The organism is Polaribacter glomeratus (genome assembly GCF_002954665.1).
In the GTDB taxonomy this organism is placed as follows: Bacteria; Bacteroidota; Bacteroidia; order Flavobacteriales; family Flavobacteriaceae; genus Polaribacter; species Polaribacter glomeratus.
Window position 1 is genome coordinate 179,347 of record NZ_MSCM01000002.1, and the last position, 16,457, is coordinate 195,803.

The 16,457-nt window shown below is 31.3% G+C and carries 12 protein-coding genes and 1 tRNA gene; 2 read left to right on the forward strand and 11 right to left on the reverse strand.

Annotated features, from left to right (window positions below; genetic code table 11):
- Nucleotides 1-95: 95 nt before the first annotated feature.
- Nucleotides 96-1,037: a DUF6371 domain-containing protein gene (locus BTO16_RS10870; protein ID WP_105021711.1), complete on the forward strand. Its 942-nt coding sequence runs from the start codon at nucleotides 96-98 to the stop codon at nucleotides 1,035-1,037.
- Nucleotides 1,038-1,078: 41 nt separating this feature from the next.
- On the opposite strand, the gene BTO16_RS10875 is transcribed toward BTO16_RS10870, so the two are convergent.
- The 9 genes from BTO16_RS10875 to BTO16_RS10915 all read right to left on the reverse strand — a co-directional run bounded on the left by BTO16_RS10875 (nucleotide 1,079) and on the right by BTO16_RS10915 (nucleotide 11,384).
- Nucleotides 1,079-1,774, reverse strand: coding sequence for a M48 family metallopeptidase (locus BTO16_RS10875; protein WP_105021712.1), 696 nt, complete (start codon nucleotides 1,772-1,774; stop codon nucleotides 1,079-1,081).
- The gene (locus tag BTO16_RS10880) at nucleotides 1,774-4,998 is read right to left on the reverse strand and encodes a type I restriction endonuclease subunit R (protein ID WP_105021713.1); all 3,225 of its coding nucleotides are present in this window, start codon (nucleotides 4,996-4,998) and stop codon (nucleotides 1,774-1,776) included. The genes BTO16_RS10875 and BTO16_RS10880 overlap by 1 nt, the downstream gene beginning before the upstream one ends.
- A 4-nt stretch (nucleotides 4,999-5,002) precedes the next feature.
- On the reverse strand, nucleotides 5,003-5,524 hold the full coding sequence (locus tag BTO16_RS10885; protein WP_105021714.1) for a Pycsar system effector family protein: 522 nt from the start codon (nucleotides 5,522-5,524) through the stop codon (nucleotides 5,003-5,005).
- A gap of 5 nt (nucleotides 5,525-5,529) precedes the next feature.
- On the reverse strand, nucleotides 5,530-6,525 hold the full coding sequence (locus tag BTO16_RS10890; RefSeq protein WP_170064451.1) for an adenylate/guanylate cyclase domain-containing protein: 996 nt from the start codon (nucleotides 6,523-6,525) through the stop codon (nucleotides 5,530-5,532).
- Between the two features lie 10 nt (nucleotides 6,526-6,535).
- Nucleotides 6,536-7,774: a restriction endonuclease subunit S gene (locus BTO16_RS10895; protein WP_105021716.1), complete on the reverse strand. Its 1,239-nt coding sequence runs from the start codon at nucleotides 7,772-7,774 to the stop codon at nucleotides 6,536-6,538.
- The gene (locus BTO16_RS10900; RefSeq protein ID WP_105021717.1) at nucleotides 7,774-8,781 is read right to left on the reverse strand and encodes a virulence RhuM family protein; all 1,008 of its coding nucleotides are present in this window, start codon (nucleotides 8,779-8,781) and stop codon (nucleotides 7,774-7,776) included. The genes BTO16_RS10895 and BTO16_RS10900 overlap by 1 nt, the downstream gene beginning before the upstream one ends.
- Nucleotides 8,782-8,784: 3 nt before the next feature.
- Complete coding sequence (locus BTO16_RS10905; RefSeq protein WP_105021718.1) at nucleotides 8,785-10,311, reverse strand: type I restriction-modification system subunit M; 1,527 nt, start codon at nucleotides 10,309-10,311, stop codon at nucleotides 8,785-8,787.
- Nucleotides 10,311-10,868 (reverse strand): restriction endonuclease subunit S, encoded by a 558-nt coding sequence (locus BTO16_RS10910; protein WP_170064452.1) that lies wholly within the window; start codon nucleotides 10,866-10,868, stop codon nucleotides 10,311-10,313. The genes BTO16_RS10905 and BTO16_RS10910 overlap by 1 nt, the downstream gene beginning before the upstream one ends.
- A gap of 444 nt (nucleotides 10,869-11,312) precedes the next feature.
- Nucleotides 11,313-11,384: transfer RNA gene (locus BTO16_RS10915), tRNA-Gln, on the reverse strand.
- Nucleotides 11,385-11,555: 171 nt separating this feature from the next.
- Here BTO16_RS10915 and BTO16_RS10920 point away from each other — a divergent pair.
- A complete protein-coding gene (locus BTO16_RS10920) occupies nucleotides 11,556-14,678 on the forward strand; it encodes a glycosyltransferase family 117 protein (protein WP_105021720.1) in 3,123 nt (1,040 codons plus the stop codon).
- Nucleotides 14,679-14,829: 151 nt separating this feature from the next.
- On the opposite strand, the gene BTO16_RS10925 is transcribed toward BTO16_RS10920, so the two are convergent.
- Complete coding sequence (locus tag BTO16_RS10925; protein ID WP_105021721.1) at nucleotides 14,830-15,123, reverse strand: thioredoxin family protein; 294 nt, start codon at nucleotides 15,121-15,123, stop codon at nucleotides 14,830-14,832.
- Between the two features lie 87 nt (nucleotides 15,124-15,210).
- A complete protein-coding gene (locus BTO16_RS10930; RefSeq protein ID WP_105021722.1) occupies nucleotides 15,211-16,434 on the reverse strand; it encodes a metallophosphoesterase in 1,224 nt (407 codons plus the stop codon).
- Nucleotides 16,435-16,457 lie beyond the last annotated feature (23 nt).

Genomic DNA, 16,457 nt, shown 5'->3' on the forward strand with positions numbered 1-16,457 from the left:
ATGATATTTATTATTTAAAAATCAAGTAATGAGGTTTTTAGTATATATTTTAATGAGATTTCTAGTTGCCAGTTGCTTTTTAAAATAGTAAATCTATGTATCACAAAATAGAACAACATTTAGTATTTAATACAAAACGTAATAGAGATATTGTAACACCTTGCTGCGGTAAAAGCAATAAAGATCTAAAATTTGTTTCGTATAAAGAGTATCCAGAAATATATGGCTACTGTCATTCTTGCGGCAATACAAAGTTTCCTCCGTCAATTTATAAAGATGATTTTGGCAATGAATTTTATTGGAATGTAATCAATAAGAAGTTTGAATCTGTATTACAATTGTATGACAAAACTGTATTACAAAATATAAAAAGTATTGCTAAAGGTATTGCAAACAGTATTGCAATTAAAAAATACATTGATTTTCAAGTAGTTATAGACTCATTGTCATGCCTACCTGAAAACAACCTATTAATTCATTTACGTTCTAAATATGGCAATACAAAAGTAGATAATATTAAAAAACTGTATTACATAGGTAACACAAATGATGGCGGAACTATTTTTTGGAATATTAATGAAGATCAGAAAGCACAAAAGTCAAAAATATGTTACTATAGAAAAAACGGAAAAAGAACAACAAAATTTAAAGTACCCTATAAAAATAAAGATGGCTATTATGGTTGTCTTTTTGGAGAACATCTTTTGTTTAATAATGAGCTGCCAATTGTCTTGGTAGAAAGTGAAAAAACAGCACTAGTGTGTGCAATACATTTTCCAAATTTTAACTGGTTGTCTTACGGAGGTATCAATGGTATGACAAATGATAAGATGAAAGTATTATCTGGTGAAAATATTTTAATAGTTCCTGATTTAAGTGAAAATGCAATAACTATTGCAACTAAAAAAGCTAAAGAATTAAGAGAGTTAAATATCTCTGCAAAAATTTGGGATATGAGAAATGGTTTGAACGATAATGAACTAAAAGAGAGTGGTTTTTATAATTGTGATTTGGAGGATTTTATAGACTTAATATAACTTTACAAGAAACTATACTAAAGAATTTTTCAGATACTGTATTACGCAAGTAGTATTTCTAATTTATTTTTCCATTTCCTCCATTCAGGAAATTCTTTTTTTTGTAAATCAAAAAAAGCTTGGGTATGATCTCTATGCACTAAATGGCAGAGCTCGTGAATTATCACATATTCTATACAAGCTTTAGGTGCTTTTATAAGCTCGGGGTTTAATAATATTTGTCCTTTTGTAGAACAAGATCCCCAACGGTTTTGCATCTTTCTAATTTCAAATTTATTAGGAGTTACTTGGTGTTTTTTAAAATGTTCTATTAGTGGTAATGCAATCTTATGAAACCAAATTTTAGATTTCTCTAAATACCAAGTTTCTAATAATTTTTCTACATTTTTGGAGTCACTAGTTCTCACCTCAATATTTCTTCCTGTATGCTTTACCTTTTCTTCGTCACTATTTATAATCAAAAGTTGATATTGCCTTCCAAGATAAAAGTGAGATTCACCAGAAACAAATTTTCTATTAGTATTTCTTGGTTCAAATGTTAAAAAATGATCCTGTTGCTTTAAAATCCAAGCTGCTCTTTTATGTATTTTTTTCTCTATTTTTTCTATACTGCTTCCAATTGGCGCATTAACTTCTGTAGAACGATCAGGATTTACAGTAATACCTAATGTTTTTCTTTCGCGAAAATACAAGGTATAAATAATCTCTTCTGAACCGTATTTAAGTGACCGCTGCATTACTTATATCTTATTTTAGCAACTTCTACAATTCGTTCAGCAATCTTATCAATATCCTGAAAACTTAATTTAATATTGTATTTATCTCTAATTTCATCTATTATAAAATCACCTATTAAGAAAATCATTTTTTTAGGTATGTCTATACTTTTAGACCAGTCTACTTGTTTTAGCTCTAAAATAATAGCATCTGATTTTAATGCTAATTCTTCCGCAATTGCTAAAACCACATTTTTATCTTCGGAAATCATACTAAACTCTTCAATCCCTATTCCAAAAAATGCTCTTGCGATCTCTTTATCCTCTAAAGATGAAGGTATGCTAGAATCAGTTCTACTTAATACAGCTTCCTTAGCTTCTTTTATTCTTTGTAAATAAATAGTTTCATCAATTCGTCCTTGTAAATAATCTTCAATAGTTTCTTTTATTAATTGAGAAAAACGTTTGTAAAAAGCAGGATCTTCATCCATTTTTTCAGAGATATGTTTTGATGTTCTAGAGGCAATCATATCTGCTTTAGCTGCTTTCCCTGTAACCTTTTCAATTTCCTCTTCAAAAGCTTCTCTATCAAAAATATTCACTAACTCTGTAAGCGTCACAACCTCTGAAGTAGGTATATGAGTATCAATTAATTTTTGAATTTGACCTTCATATTTTTTATAATCTATCTTATCAGAATATCTTGATGCTACTGCCGAGCGAAGCTTCATAAAAAAGGATAAATCGTCTTTATACTTAGAAATTCGTATGTCTTCAGTTTCTTTATGAAATGTAATAGATGACAAGGCTAATTTTAAAATACGTGCATATTTTGCTAACTGATCATAAAATTTGTTTCGCAAAGCTTCGTCTCTTAATAATTGCTGATACCCTTCTGCATCTTTCTTATTTGAAATAGACGAAAAGAGACTCCAAAGATCACTATGTATTTGCGGTAATTGCTCTACTTCTTCATTAATATTTGTAAGTGTGCCCTCCAATTGATCTTCATCGAAATCCCCAAATGTAGAATAGGTTTTTAATGCTTTATCTAATTCTTCTAACACTCCAAAATAATCAATTATATATCCATAATCTTTGTCTGGACTAACACGATTTACCCTTGCAATAGCTTGCAACAAAGTATGACCTAATAATTTTCTTGTTAAGTATAAAACAATATTATTCGGTGCATCAAAACCTGTTAATAATTTATCTACAACGATAATTAATTCTGGCTCATTATCATTCTTAAAACGGTTTACAATATTCTTCTGGTATTTTTTAGGAGAACCATGTTCATCCATCATTTTATGCCAAAATATTTTTACTAAATCATTTGTTTTTCCATAAGCAGAATCTTCTCCCTCTCTTTCATCTGGAGGAGATATAATAAGAGCAGAAGTTACACGGCCTATTTCATCTAAATAATTTTTATACTTTACAGCCGCTGCTTTAGATTGACAAACTATTTGCCCTTTGAATTTTGTTTTTTGAAAATTTTTCTCATAATGCTTAGTGATATCCCAAGCAATTGCAAGTATTTTTTGGTCTGCAATATTTAGTTGATCTGCTCTAGAGAATTTCTTTTTTAGATCTGCTTTTTCGTAATCTGTTAATGGTTCTGAAACCATATTGAAAAAGTTATCTAAAGGAGCTGCATTTACGTCTTGCAATGCATGACGACCTTCATACAATAATGGTACAACTGCTTTATCTTTTACGGCTTGATCTACTGTATAACTATCTATAAGTGTACCGAATTTAGATAATGTACTTTTATCTTTTTTAAATAAAGGAGTACCTGTAAACGCAATAAAACAAGCATTAGGTAATGTTTTTTGCATTTCAATATTAAACGTACCGTGCTGTGTTCTGTGTCCTTCATCTACTAACACAAAAATAGTATTGCTTGTTAGTGGTGTTTTAATTTTCTTGACAGCCGTTTCAAACTTATTTATAATTGTAGTAACCACAGCATCACTTTCTGTGTGCAATAACTCAATTAATTGTGCTCCTGTTTTTGCGTTATCTACATCCATACCACATTTTCTGAACGTGCCTGTTATTTGGGTATCTAAATCGGTTCTGTCTGTTACCAAAATAATTTTTGGATTTAAAATACTTGGCTCCATGGCAATAGCCTGAGCAAGCATAACCATTGTTAACGATTTTCCGCTTCCTTGCGTGTGCCAAACTACACCACCAGTTCTTTGTCCGTTATTTATTTTTTTTATTTGTTTCATTGCTTTTTTAATGGCAAAAAACTGCTGATAACGTGCTACTTTTTTAGCTCCGTTATCATATAATATAAAATTATAAATAAGATCTAGTAAACGTTCTTTATTGCATAAACTATACAAATATTCATCTTGTGGTGTTGCTTTTATTTCTTCTTGTTCTAGTGCATCAAAATATTTTCGCACATAATAAAAGCGTTCTGTAAATAAACGTTGCTTAATACTATTTTCTATAGGTATGTTTTTTAGCTTGTACAAGCTTTGGTGAAAATGATCTTTTTTCTTTGTCTCAATTCCTCCATTCGATTTTTTAAAATCTTCTTGCCATTGTGCCCAAAATTTTTCTGGTGTTCCTGTAGTGGCATAACCACCTTCATTTACAGTTACAGCCATTACTAATTGTGCCATAGCATACAATGGACGAATACCGTCTTCTTGTTGATTTCGAAGGTTTTGAGAAATTGCCTGAGCTAATGGCTCTTTCATATCTGGTCTCTTACACTCAATAACACAAAGCGGAATACCGTTTACAAAAAGAACGACATCAGGTCTGTAATGTTCTTTTAATCCTGAACGCAATACACTAAACTCCTCTGTAACATGATAAATATTATTGGCTGGATTTTTCCAATCTATATACTGTAAATCAAAACTTTTACGATCTCCTTCAATACTTTGATCTAACGAAATACCTAACGTCAATAATTCGTATATTTTTTCGCTAGTAACCATATAACCATCTATCATAGGTATATCTGTTAATGCAATAATGGCATTTTCGATATTATTATCTGTAAACGAAACTGATTTACTTGAAGATATACGTGCTTTATTAATTTTACGTAATTGTGTGCGTAAAATATCTTCTAATAAAATATTTGATGTTTTATTACCTCTCGCTTGTAAAGCTTCTTCTTGATTGAGGTAATTATAGCCCATATTAATTAATAGCTGTAATGCAGGTATTTGTGAAATATGATCCTCTTTAAACGAAGGTGCTTCCATAGTATTATTTTTTATAATTATAACCTGCAAAAATTACAGCGATTAAAGGTGTTATGCATGCTGCTACAGTAAACCATACGGCAATTGTAAAAAAACTATATTTGTTTCTGGTCACATTTGCAAGAGAGTGAATTTGCACAGCAATATCTTCATCAATTTCTGAAAATTCTTCTTTTACACCTTTAGCTTTTAGAGATTCTAAAATCTTCTTAGGTGAACTTCCTCCCAAGTGCTCAAAAAAGAAAATATTTTCTTTATCCTTATTATTTGATATACTTAAATGAATAAATTTAAGACGAGGTACAAATGAAATTAAACAAGTAACAGTAGAGAAAATTAATAGAATAATAACAAATGAAAAATAAGCATCTATAAAATTTAAACCTTCTGTTTTATTTAAAAAAGGAAGTTTAGAAACTCCATAAATTGAAGCTGCATTAAACGCAATAAGCATTGCGTTTTTAGCTTCTGCAAACTTTAACCAATCTTTTACGTTACTATGTATTTCTAATAATTCTTTATTCATATTTATTATTTTAAGTCCCACATTAAATTAGAACCATAAACATCACCCATAACATCTTTAACTTTATACGTTTCTTTCTCCCACCATTTTTTCATCACATCAATTGCAGTAGAATCTTCATTTTTATAACCATTATAAACTGCCTTTGAAATCAATATCGCTGGGTAATTAGTTTTTCTAGTCTTCTTTTCAAAACTTATAAATTTTCCACCAGGCATAGAGTATAAGTTTCCATTTGACAAATTTATTAGAGAGTCTGCAAATTTTTCTGGTGTCATTTCTACCGTTTCAATCCTATTTGAATATGTTGGTAAATCATTACTTTTTAAAGATCTTCCTCCAAATGGATTTGCAAGTCCAATATCAGAACCTAAAAAATTAAAAAAATTATAAGGATTTCTCTTTACTAAATAATAATCTTCTTCAACCATTTTATTTGCAGTATCAGTAAGTCGTGATGCAAGATTTGCAGGATAACCAGTCCAAACAAGACCTCTATTTTCATTTGCTTCTACTCCTTGCTTTGGCGTACCTACTTTAATTACTTTTAACTCTCCATAATCTACACCTATCCCACATTTAAAATCCAACCCTGTAAATTGAGTATCAATTATTTTAGAACATAAATGATTGATAGTAATAGCGCAATGAACTGCGTTTTTATAACAATTAGATGAAGGAAAAACAACCATTACACGATCGCCTATTATATTCCTCACATAGCCACTATGATGATGTGCTGCTTTTAATACCGCTTTAGCAAAAGCAGAATACAACCTTCCCATAGTTTTTTTATGATGCTTTTTTGTTAGAGCTACCGAACCTCTAATATCTACGAAAAGAACACACGTATTTATTTCTTTAGCTTTCTTTTCTTCTGCATTCCCAAAAGTAAGTGCATTATCATCTAAACTAGGTACATTATTGGTTGAAGTATATGAGAACTCAGTGCTCAATATATCTTTAATATCTCCGTCAATTTCTTGTATTATTTTTTCCACAGCCATTATATTATACTTTCAATCTCTTTTTACCTGTTAACAACTGTTGCATTAGTCCTTTTTTTTGCAATTGCAATTGGTTTCGCTGGTTAATTAGTAGCTTTATTTCTTGGTCTGCTGTTTTTAAAACTTGGGCTATTGCCGTTTGTTCTTTGAAACTTGGAAGCCTAATTTTTAATTTATTCAATTCTTTTTTACTTAACACACGGTTTCTACCAGCTCCTCCTGGAGAAATTAAATCTAACTGATATCTAAACCATTTAGATTGTACAAACTGTTTAAAAAATTCAACATCACTTATTCCTTCAATAAATTGATACGTAGGAAAACGATGTGAAACTAACGCGCCTTTATCTGCCTGCTTTACAATTGCTACAGCACCTTCCCAAGCAAATGTTATGTTTACAATTAAATCATTTGGTTTTACTAAATACAAAGTATCAATTGCAATTGCAGAAGGCTTAAAATCTTTATTCTGAAAAGTTCCTTTGCAATGGCTTCTAATTCCTAATTTGGTAAAAGCTGTTTTAGGTTTCTCAGTTGGTCTTGGTGTATAATCTAAAAAATAATCAAATCTATTAGTTGTCCATTCCCCACTAAACCCAGATAATCGTTTTTTGCCACTTAACAATTGTTGCATTAAGGCTTTTTTAAGCTGCTGTTTTGCTTTTATTAAGGCGTTTTGTTTTGTAATTGCCGTGTCCCAAGTGCTTAGCCCGTTTGCTATTGCTTTTTGTTCTGGGAGGTTTGGTGCGAATAAACCAACTTCTCTAAAATCATTTGTGCCAAGCTCTAAAAAGGTACTACCTGATGACAATCTTATTAATCTTTTTTTAGAGTAAATTAAAAGATAGTAAATAAACTCAAGATCATTTTTTCTATTGACTATTAAATTTTTAAAACCTTGATTTGTACAAGATTCACTAGTTGCTATTGCTATTTCTCCAATTGTAGCCCTTGTGCAAACCATTAATGTGCCTTTTGGGAAAAGAGTTGCTGAAGATTTTTTCAAACCTAAAGAAGAAATTGTTCTTTTTGAGAAACCTGCATATTTTGAGAAATTAGAAATATCAGTAGGTGTATACCAAAGATGTTCATTACCCCAGTATTCACCAACACTTGTAGACGGCGTTCCTCCGGTCACGACCTTGCCTATTTCTGATATTTTTTTCACTTCCCAATCCTCAGGAATCCATCCCAATTTAGTCTCCTTAAAACCTTTTTTATATGCTGTTTCTTGTAGCTCCATTATTGCTTTTTGTTTTTAATTTGGTCTGCAAGTAATTTTAGATCTTCTAATTCTTGCTGGTCTGCTTCTTTTGCTTCTTGGGTTTTACGGAGTTTATCAAAAGCTATATAATGTGCTTTTACTTTTTTTTCCATTACTGTTTTACTAATTTTTCCAGCTGTTTTAAGTACGGGAAATTCATTAAAAGCAATAAGTTTGTCTAAGTTGCCTTGCCAATAACTCATGGTAAGGTCTTGTTGGTTTTTAACACGTAATTCTGCTTGTTCTAAAAAGATAACTACCAATCTGTTTAAACTGTCTAACTCATCTGCAGTTAGGTAATTTTTAGCAATGGTAATGTCTTGCTTTCTTACCACACTGCCTTTCCAGTTTGTTAAACCCATATTTAGTTTGGTGGCATCTGCACGTGTTACAATCATTTCGGCTGCTGTTTTTTTGGCAACTGCAAATAGTAGTTTGTTTTGTGCTTCAGCAAAATACATTTGGGTCGCTTTATCTGTAGCATCATAATCGCTACTTAAACTAAAAAGATCGCGCACTTTTTGGTAGAAACGTTTTTCCGAGCCACGTATATCTCTAATACGCGCTAGTAATTCATCAAAATAATCTACACGACCATCAGGGTTTTTAAGGCGTTCATCATCCATAATAAAACCTTTACGCATATAGTTTGCTAGGTTTCTGGTTGCCCATTGCCTGAATTGCACGCCACGTTTGCTACGTACACGATACCCAATAGCAAGTATCATTTCTAAGGTGTAAAATGTAATATTATATTCTTTGCCATCTACGGCAGTTGTCAAGTATTCCTTGACAACTGAATTAGCGTTTAATTCTTTGTCTGACAGAATGTTATTTATGTGCAGGCTAATATTTTGTTTTGAGGTGTCAAAAAGTTCCGCTAATTGATTTTGATTCAACCAAACGCTGCCATCTCTTTCAAATAAAGCTACAGATACTTTACCATCATCCGCAGTATAAATAATGATATTATTTTGCTCTTCCATAGTTTATAAACTTAATTCTTTTAAATACTCTTGCATTTTTTGTTGCACAGCTACTAATTCATTTTCTATTGTAGAAATCTCTGTTTGTACTTGTGTAATGTTAATTTCTGCTTCCTCTTCAAAAGTATCCACATAACGAGGTATGTTTAGGTTGTATTCGTTTTCTGTTATTTCTGACAATGCAGCAACGTAGCTGTATTTATCTTCCAAAACACCTTGTTTTGTTTTGTTTTCACGAAATTTAGTATAGGTTTCTACAATATGGTCTAGATGTTTATTAGACATTACATTTTGGTTTTTTCCGCTATCATATTCTTCACTAGCATCTATAAACAAGGTTTCTGTACGTTTATCTTTTGCTTTATTAAAAATAAGAATGGCAGCAGGAATACCTGTACCAAAAAATAAATTAGCAGGTAAACCAATAACAGCATCTAATAAATTATCTTCTATAACATGTTTTCTTATACGTCCTTCTGCACTTCCTCTAAACAAAACACCATGAGGCACAACAACACCAACCATACCTGTAGTTTCGTAAGCACTTTCTATCATGTGGCTAATAAATGCCCAATCTCCTTTGCTTTTTGGAGGTACTCCACGATTAAAACGATTGTATTTATCTTCTTCAGCTTCTTCTTGCCCCCATTTATCTAATGAAAATGGAGGATTAGCAACCACAGTATCAAACTTCATCAAATTATCACCTTCGGTATGTTTAGGGTTTCGTAAAGTGTCTCCCCAACGTATAGAAGCATTATCAAAACCATGTAAAAACATATTCATCATCGCCAAAGCCCAAGTGCTTCCGTTAGCTTCTTGTCCGTATAAAGAAAAATTATTGTCTTCTACTTGTTGCCCTGCTTTAATCAATAAAGAAGCAGAACCACAAGTAGGATCGTAAATACGTGCACCAGATTTAGACTTTGTTAAACGTGCCAACAAAGTAGAAACCTCTTTAGGTGTATAAAATTCTCCTGCTTTTTTACCAGCATCACTCGCAAAGTTCGAAATTAAGAACTCATAAGTATCTCCTAAAACATCTTGACCATCTAAAGACGATGGTTTTACGTCTAGCTTATTAAAATCTGTTAGTAGGTTTTTAAGTCTTGCATTTTTATCTTTTTTATCTCCAAGATTACTGCTATTAAAACTGATGTTTCTAAAAATTCCTGCTCCATCACTACTAGTTAGTTTTTCTCGATTAGCATCTTCTAAGTCTGCTAAAGCAATGTCTATTAACTCTCCAATGTTAGGTTCGTTTCTTTTGTCATAAAGAGAATTAAAGTGACTATGTTCTGGCACTGTAAAACGTTCGGAAGCCATAGCTCGTTGTGCGCGTTCTATATCTCCTTCATATTTTATAAGATGTGCTTCGTACTTTTCTGTATAGGTGTCTGACACATATTTTAAAAACAACATTACCAAGATATAATCTTTATATTGACTTGGATCTATAACTCCTCTAAAGGTGTCGCAGGCTTGCCAAATAATTCTATTAATGTCTTCAGATTTAATTTTATTGCTCATTATGCTTGTATTTTATTTTTTAGTAATAATTCTAATTGAATTGTTTTTAATTTATCTAATTGGGTTGTTAATTTTGATTCTTGTTTTTTAAGTTGATCTATGGCTACAATGTTTTTTTGAATACTTAATGAAGGTATTTTTACGTCTAAGTCACCAAGTATGGTTCTGTTTATAGCAGGTAAAGCTGTACCACGACTATAACCTCGTAATTCATTTTGAGTGCTCTCTAAATTGATATACCATGCAATATACTGAGGAAGTACTGAGTTAATTGTATTTCGCAACACCATAAAAATAGATGAAGCAACCATAGGTTTTGAATCATCTAAAATAGAATGAGCAACAAAACCATTATATCCTTTTGCTAAAACAACTACATCATCTTTATTTAAAAAATGTTTTTCTAATTTAGGTGAAGGCATTAAACTAGGCTCAATAAGTCGATCAAGTGTATTAGCACCTACAAAATCACTGGCACCTAAATAGTAAATAGTACCTTGTGGGTTTCTGCGTTCATTTATACCAGAAGATATAGAAGTAATTTCCCTTATTTTCATTTTATACATTGTTATTCGCGTACAAAGGTAAGTTGATTTATATTATCAATCTAATTATTTTTTAATTTATTTTATTGTTATTTATGTACAATAAATAAGTGTAACTTATAAAAACAACCAGAAAACCTTTAAATAATTGAAAAAATAATTAAAAATAAAATCTACACAGGGAGCAAATCGCATCAAAAAAAAAAACATAAGAAGTACAAATCCAAGTAATGCGAAGAAAATATTAACAACGAATAAGAACCGTAGCTTTTCAAAAAATCAAAAACAGCCTAAACTGTTAAAAAGAATAGAAATATTAAAAAATCACACCCCTTTTTAAGTTTTACAGGAAAATATAAAATTAAAAAAAAGACATATTACCGACACAAATACCGACACAAAAAAAACATATAAAATGCAAAAACCTCGTAATCAAATGATTACGAGGTTTTAAAGTTGGCCTACAAGGACTCGAACCTTGAATGTCGGTACCAAAAACCGGTGTGTTACCAATTACACCATAAGCCAATGCTTTTATGCGGGTGCAAATTTAACCCAATCTTTTAATTTCACAAACTTTTTTTTATAAATTTTTAGTTTAACATTTTTTTATGAGCTTCCTTATTGTCAGAAAAGGTCTCAGAACTCACTTTTAATCATATTTATTAGTAAATTCGCCCACAGATTATTAAGTGACTTATGACATCAGAAAAATTTAAAAAATGGAACATCATCTTAGGGTGGGCTGCATTTGCAATAGCTTTAATTACCTACACACTAACTTTAGAACCAACTGTGAGTGCTTGGGATTGTGGAGAATACATATCAACTTCTGTAAAATTAGAGGTTGGTCATCCACCGGGAGCACCTCTTTTTCAAATGTTAGGTGCCTTTTTTGCAATGTTTACTTCGGATGTTTCTGAAATTGCTAAAATGGTAAACTTTATGTCTGCTTTAGCGAGCGCATTTACCATTTTATTTATGTTTTGGACAATTACCAATCTAGCCAAAAAAATGGCTTTAAAAACAGGCGAAATTACAGACGGAAAATATATTGCAATTCTTGGAAGTAGTTTAGTAGGTTCTTTAGCATACACCTTTTCTGACAGTTTCTGGTTTAGTGCTGTTGAAGGTGAAGTATATGCAATGTCGTCGTTTTTAATGGCGTTATTATTCTGGTTAGGATTAAAATGGGAAAGTGAATTGCATCAACCAAGAGGAAATAAATGGTTAATTATTATCAGTTTTGTGGTTGGTTTATCATTTGGTGTTCACATACTTTCTTTGTTAGTGATTCCTGCAATTGTGCTCTTATATTTCTTTAAAACCTATAAAAAAATCAACTTAAAAACAACGGCAATTGCTACGGTAATTTCGGTGGTTGTTTTAATGTTTGTTTTTAAATTTTTATTCCCTTTTACATTAAAATTCTTTAGTGCATCAGAATTATTTTTTATTAATTCTATTGGCTTGCCTTATAATTCAGGTTCTATTATTGCTGCAATTATTTTAATTGCTTTGTTTTATTTTGGATTGAACTACACAAGAAAAACAAAAAAAATCACGGCAAACACCTTAATACTTTCTGTATTATTTATTATGATTGGTTTTTCTTCTTGGATGATGTTGCCAATTAGAGCGAACGCAAATACAACGATTAACGAAAATAATCCTTCTAGTGCGCGAGAGTTATTGGCGTATTATGAGCGTGAACAATATGGCGATGCCAATGTTTTTTACGACACGTATTACTCTAATTCTTACAGCAGAGAGCAAGATGCAAAAAACCCTACAAAAGACGATAAGCCAAAGTATGAGCAAAAAGATGGTAAATATGTTATTGTAAATGTCTACAAAGACGTTTTACCAAACTGGTCTGACAAACACAAGGGTTTTATACCAAGAATGGTAAATCCTGCTTCCGAAAAAATGTACAAAGCCATTGCTGGTATTCCAGAAAAAAGTAATCGCAGACCAACCTTTGCAGAGAACTTAAAATTTATGGCTAGCTATCAATTTGGCTATATGTATGGGCGTTATTTTATGTGGAATTTTGTTGGGCGTCAAAATGATATCCAAGGAAATTTAGATATTTTTAATGGAAATTGGCTTAGCGGAATTGATGTTATTGATGAAGTGCGATTAGGCTCTCAACAGCAACTTCCACCGGATGTTTTAGAAAATAAAGGACGTAACAAATATTATTTTTTACCTTTAATTTTAGGAATCATAGGTTTATTGTATCAGATTAAATGGGATAAAGAAAACTTTTTCACCTTGTTTATCTTCTTCATTTTTACAGGTTTTGCAATTATATTTTATACAAATCCGAAGCCTTTTGAACCCAGAGAACGTGATTATGCAATTGTAGGAAGTTTCTACATATTTGCCATTTGGATTGGTTTTGGAGTACTTGCTTTGTACGAATATTTAAAAAAATTAGGTCCTAAAAAACCAATAGCAATAGCAGTTACTTTAGTTTCAATACTAGCGGTGCCTTCTTTAATGGCTTTCGAAAACTGGGACGATCACGATCGCTCAAATAGATACACCACGCGTTTAAATGCACAAGCGTATTTAGAAAGTTGCGATCCAAACGCAATTATGTTTACAATTGGCGATAATGATACATTTCCGCTTTGGTATATGCAAGAAGTAGAAGGTATTAGAACAGATATAAAACTAGTAAACACAAGCCTTTTTCAAACAGATTGGTACATTGATCAAATGAAACGTGCTTCTTATAAGTCTGCTCCTATTCCGTCTCAATTAACGCACGATGAATACAAATACGGAACGTTGGATGTTGCCTATTACTTTGCAGAATTATTTCCTCAATTAAAAGATTCTGTGCTAGATTTAGACAGCTACATGAAATGGATTCGAAGCGATAGCAAAAGAACTTTTTATGATTTAGATGATGATGGTAATCCAGAAAAAATATTGCCAACGAATAAAATTAGAATTCCGGTTAACAAAGAAAATGTTTTAAAATATGGCATTGTTGCTCAAAAAGATGCAGATAAAATTGTGCCTTATATAGACATAACTGTGGATAGAGCTTTAGCTAAAAACACCATTTTAATGTTAGATATTTTAAATAATTTTAATTGGGAACGTCCTATTTATTTTACGGGTGGCTCTAATACCGATAGCGAATATCTTTGGCTAAAAGATTATTTACAATTAGACGGAGTTGCTTTTAAATTTGTGCCGATAAAAACACCAACTAAAATTGTTAATGAAAACGGACAGTTAATAAGAGAACTAAGTTTGTTTGATATTGGTAGAATCGATCCTGAGAAAATGTACAAAAATGTGCAAAAATGGGATTGGAGAAACATTAACGATGGTAAAATTTATTTGGATGAACAAACCAAAAGAAATGCCATCTCTTTAAGAAATAGTTTAATGCGATTATCGGCTGCATTTGCTATTGAAGGAGATACTTTAAAAGCAATTGAAGTGTTAGATTTATCATTAGATAAATTAGCAATCAAAGATTTTGATCATTACAGTTTGTCTATGGAATACCCAGAAATGTATTACAAATTAGGCGAACCACAAAAAGCGAGAGCCGCTGCTAAGACTTTAATTAAACTATTTAAAGACAAGTTAATTTGGCACAGTACTTTTACTAAGGATGAGTTTGATATGGTTTTTGATGAGTTTGATATGACTTTTAGATATTTATACAGAGGTGTAATCGACCAAGTTGTAGAACATGATAAGGATGAAAAGTTTGTAATGGAAATTCAAAACGAATTCAATCAAACGCTACAATTGTTTGATCATATTATTCCGGATGAGAAAGCAAACTAAAACTTATTTTATAATTTAATATCGCGGCACATAACCTTAAAACTTGTATCACAATATTTTAAATTAAAGTAGTATAAATATAAAAACAGACATCCAAGTTCATTTAGAAACTTTGATGTCTGTTTTTTTTAAATTTTTAAGGCTTAGAATACTAAAGGTATTGCTGTACCAAACCAATTAAAGTATTTGCATCTTGAAATCCTGTTTGGCGCCATTTCATTTCGCCATTTTTATAAATCATAAAAGTAGGATTTCCTTTAACTCGCAAAGCATCAGCTAAAGTCTCATTTTTTTTGATATCAATCTTTATAACTTTAGCTCTATCACCTAAGGCTGCAGCAACATCTCTTAAAATATCTACACTATTTTCAACCTCACTCCAATCCGCATAAAAATCGATTAAAACAGGCTTATCAACACTAATTAATTCTCCAAATTTTGTCATAACAGTATGTTTTTAAGGAACTAAAAACTTATAAATTTACAATTGTACTATTACAAATATAACAATTCTTACTAAATATACTGGTTATCAGCCTTTTTTCAATTCTATCACTGTAATTTCTGGCCAAATACCTACTCTTCCTGGAAATGCGTGATACCCAAAACCTCTGTTTACATTTATAAATCTACCAAACTCTTCATACAAACCAGCCCATTGTTTGTAAACATATTTAGATGGACTCCATTTTATAAAACCCGGAATTTCTATTCCCACTTGTAAACCATGCGTATGTCCGCTCAAAGTAAGATGGTAATTAAAGTCGTCATTTTTTACTTTTTCTTGCCAATGACTTGGATCGTGACTCATTAAAATTTTAAAATCTTCTTTTTTAATTTTTGCGGATGCTTTTTGTAAATCTCCCGCTTGATTAAATCCTTTTCCCCAGTTTTCTACTCCAAGAAGTGCAATTCTTTGTCCGTCTTTTTCTATATAACGATGTTCATCCAACAATAAATCAAAACCAATTTTTTGATGAATATCTTTTACATCTTGAAAATTTTTGATTTTATCTTCTGGTTTTTCCCAATCCATATAATCGCCATAATCATGATTTCCAAGGATGGAATATTTACCTTCTTTTGCTTCTAACTTGCTAAAAACATCAATCCAATTGTCCATTTCATCCGCTTTATTGTTTACAATATCACCCGTAAATAACATCAGATCAGATTTTTGTTCGTTTATTAAATCAACGCCGTATTGTATTTTCTTTTTGTTGGTAAAACTTCCTGAATGAATATCAGAAATTTGAGTAATCGTATATCCATCAAAAGCTGCTGGTAAATCTTTAAAACTTAGCTGATATTTAATCACTTTATAATTGTACTTTCCTTGCACAATTCCGTAGATAAAAGACACAAACGGAATTGCCGCCAAACCCAACGCAACTTGAGAAACAAATTTTCTTCGCCCCACTAAAGGTTGTGTATCAGTATTTGAAATTGTAGCTATTGCTTTTAAAACCAAACGATACACATCTTCACCAAAAAGGATCATCAAGATAACTAATTTAGGAACTAAAACCGTAAGCAAAACACCAACCGCCATTTGAAATTTTGGCGTTTGCCCGTCGCTTCTAGAATAGTTTAACATAATTAATAAAAAATTGACATAAGCAGCAACACTTATCAGCAAAAAACCATAGCGTAAAAATTTGCTTTTAGATATCGTTTTTAAAGCTTGAAAGGTATAAATTTCAAGAATTACAGCTAGAACAAGCACTATTATCAATGGAAAAATCCAACGTGGCATAAATTTATTTTTAAGAATGCGCA

Coding starts and splice junctions, on each gene's coding strand:
- BTO16_RS10885 (WP_105021714.1), bottom strand. CDS start 5,524: ATGAATAAAGAATTATTAGAAATACATAGTAACGTAAAAGATTGGTTA.
- BTO16_RS10870 (WP_105021711.1), top strand. CDS start 96: ATGTATCACAAAATAGAACAACATTTAGTATTTAATACAAAACGTAAT.
- BTO16_RS10875 (WP_105021712.1), bottom strand. CDS start 1,774: ATGCAGCGGTCACTTAAATACGGTTCAGAAGAGATTATTTATACCTTG.
- BTO16_RS10895 (WP_105021716.1), bottom strand. CDS start 7,774: ATGGAGCTACAAGAAACAGCATATAAAAAAGGTTTTAAGGAGACTAAA.
- BTO16_RS10920 (WP_105021720.1), top strand. CDS start 11,556: ATGACATCAGAAAAATTTAAAAAATGGAACATCATCTTAGGGTGGGCT.
- BTO16_RS10880 (WP_105021713.1), bottom strand. CDS start 4,998: ATGGAAGCACCTTCGTTTAAAGAGGATCATATTTCACAAATACCTGCA.
- BTO16_RS10910 (WP_170064452.1), bottom strand. CDS start 10,868: ATGAAAATAAGGGAAATTACTTCTATATCTTCTGGTATAAATGAACGC.
- BTO16_RS10930 (WP_105021722.1), bottom strand. CDS start 16,434: ATGCCACGTTGGATTTTTCCATTGATAATAGTGCTTGTTCTAGCTGTA.
- BTO16_RS10905 (WP_105021718.1), bottom strand. CDS start 10,311: ATGAGCAATAAAATTAAATCTGAAGACATTAATAGAATTATTTGGCAA.
- BTO16_RS10925 (WP_105021721.1), bottom strand. CDS start 15,123: ATGACAAAATTTGGAGAATTAATTAGTGTTGATAAGCCTGTTTTAATC.
- BTO16_RS10900 (WP_105021717.1), bottom strand. CDS start 8,781: ATGGAAGAGCAAAATAATATCATTATTTATACTGCGGATGATGGTAAA.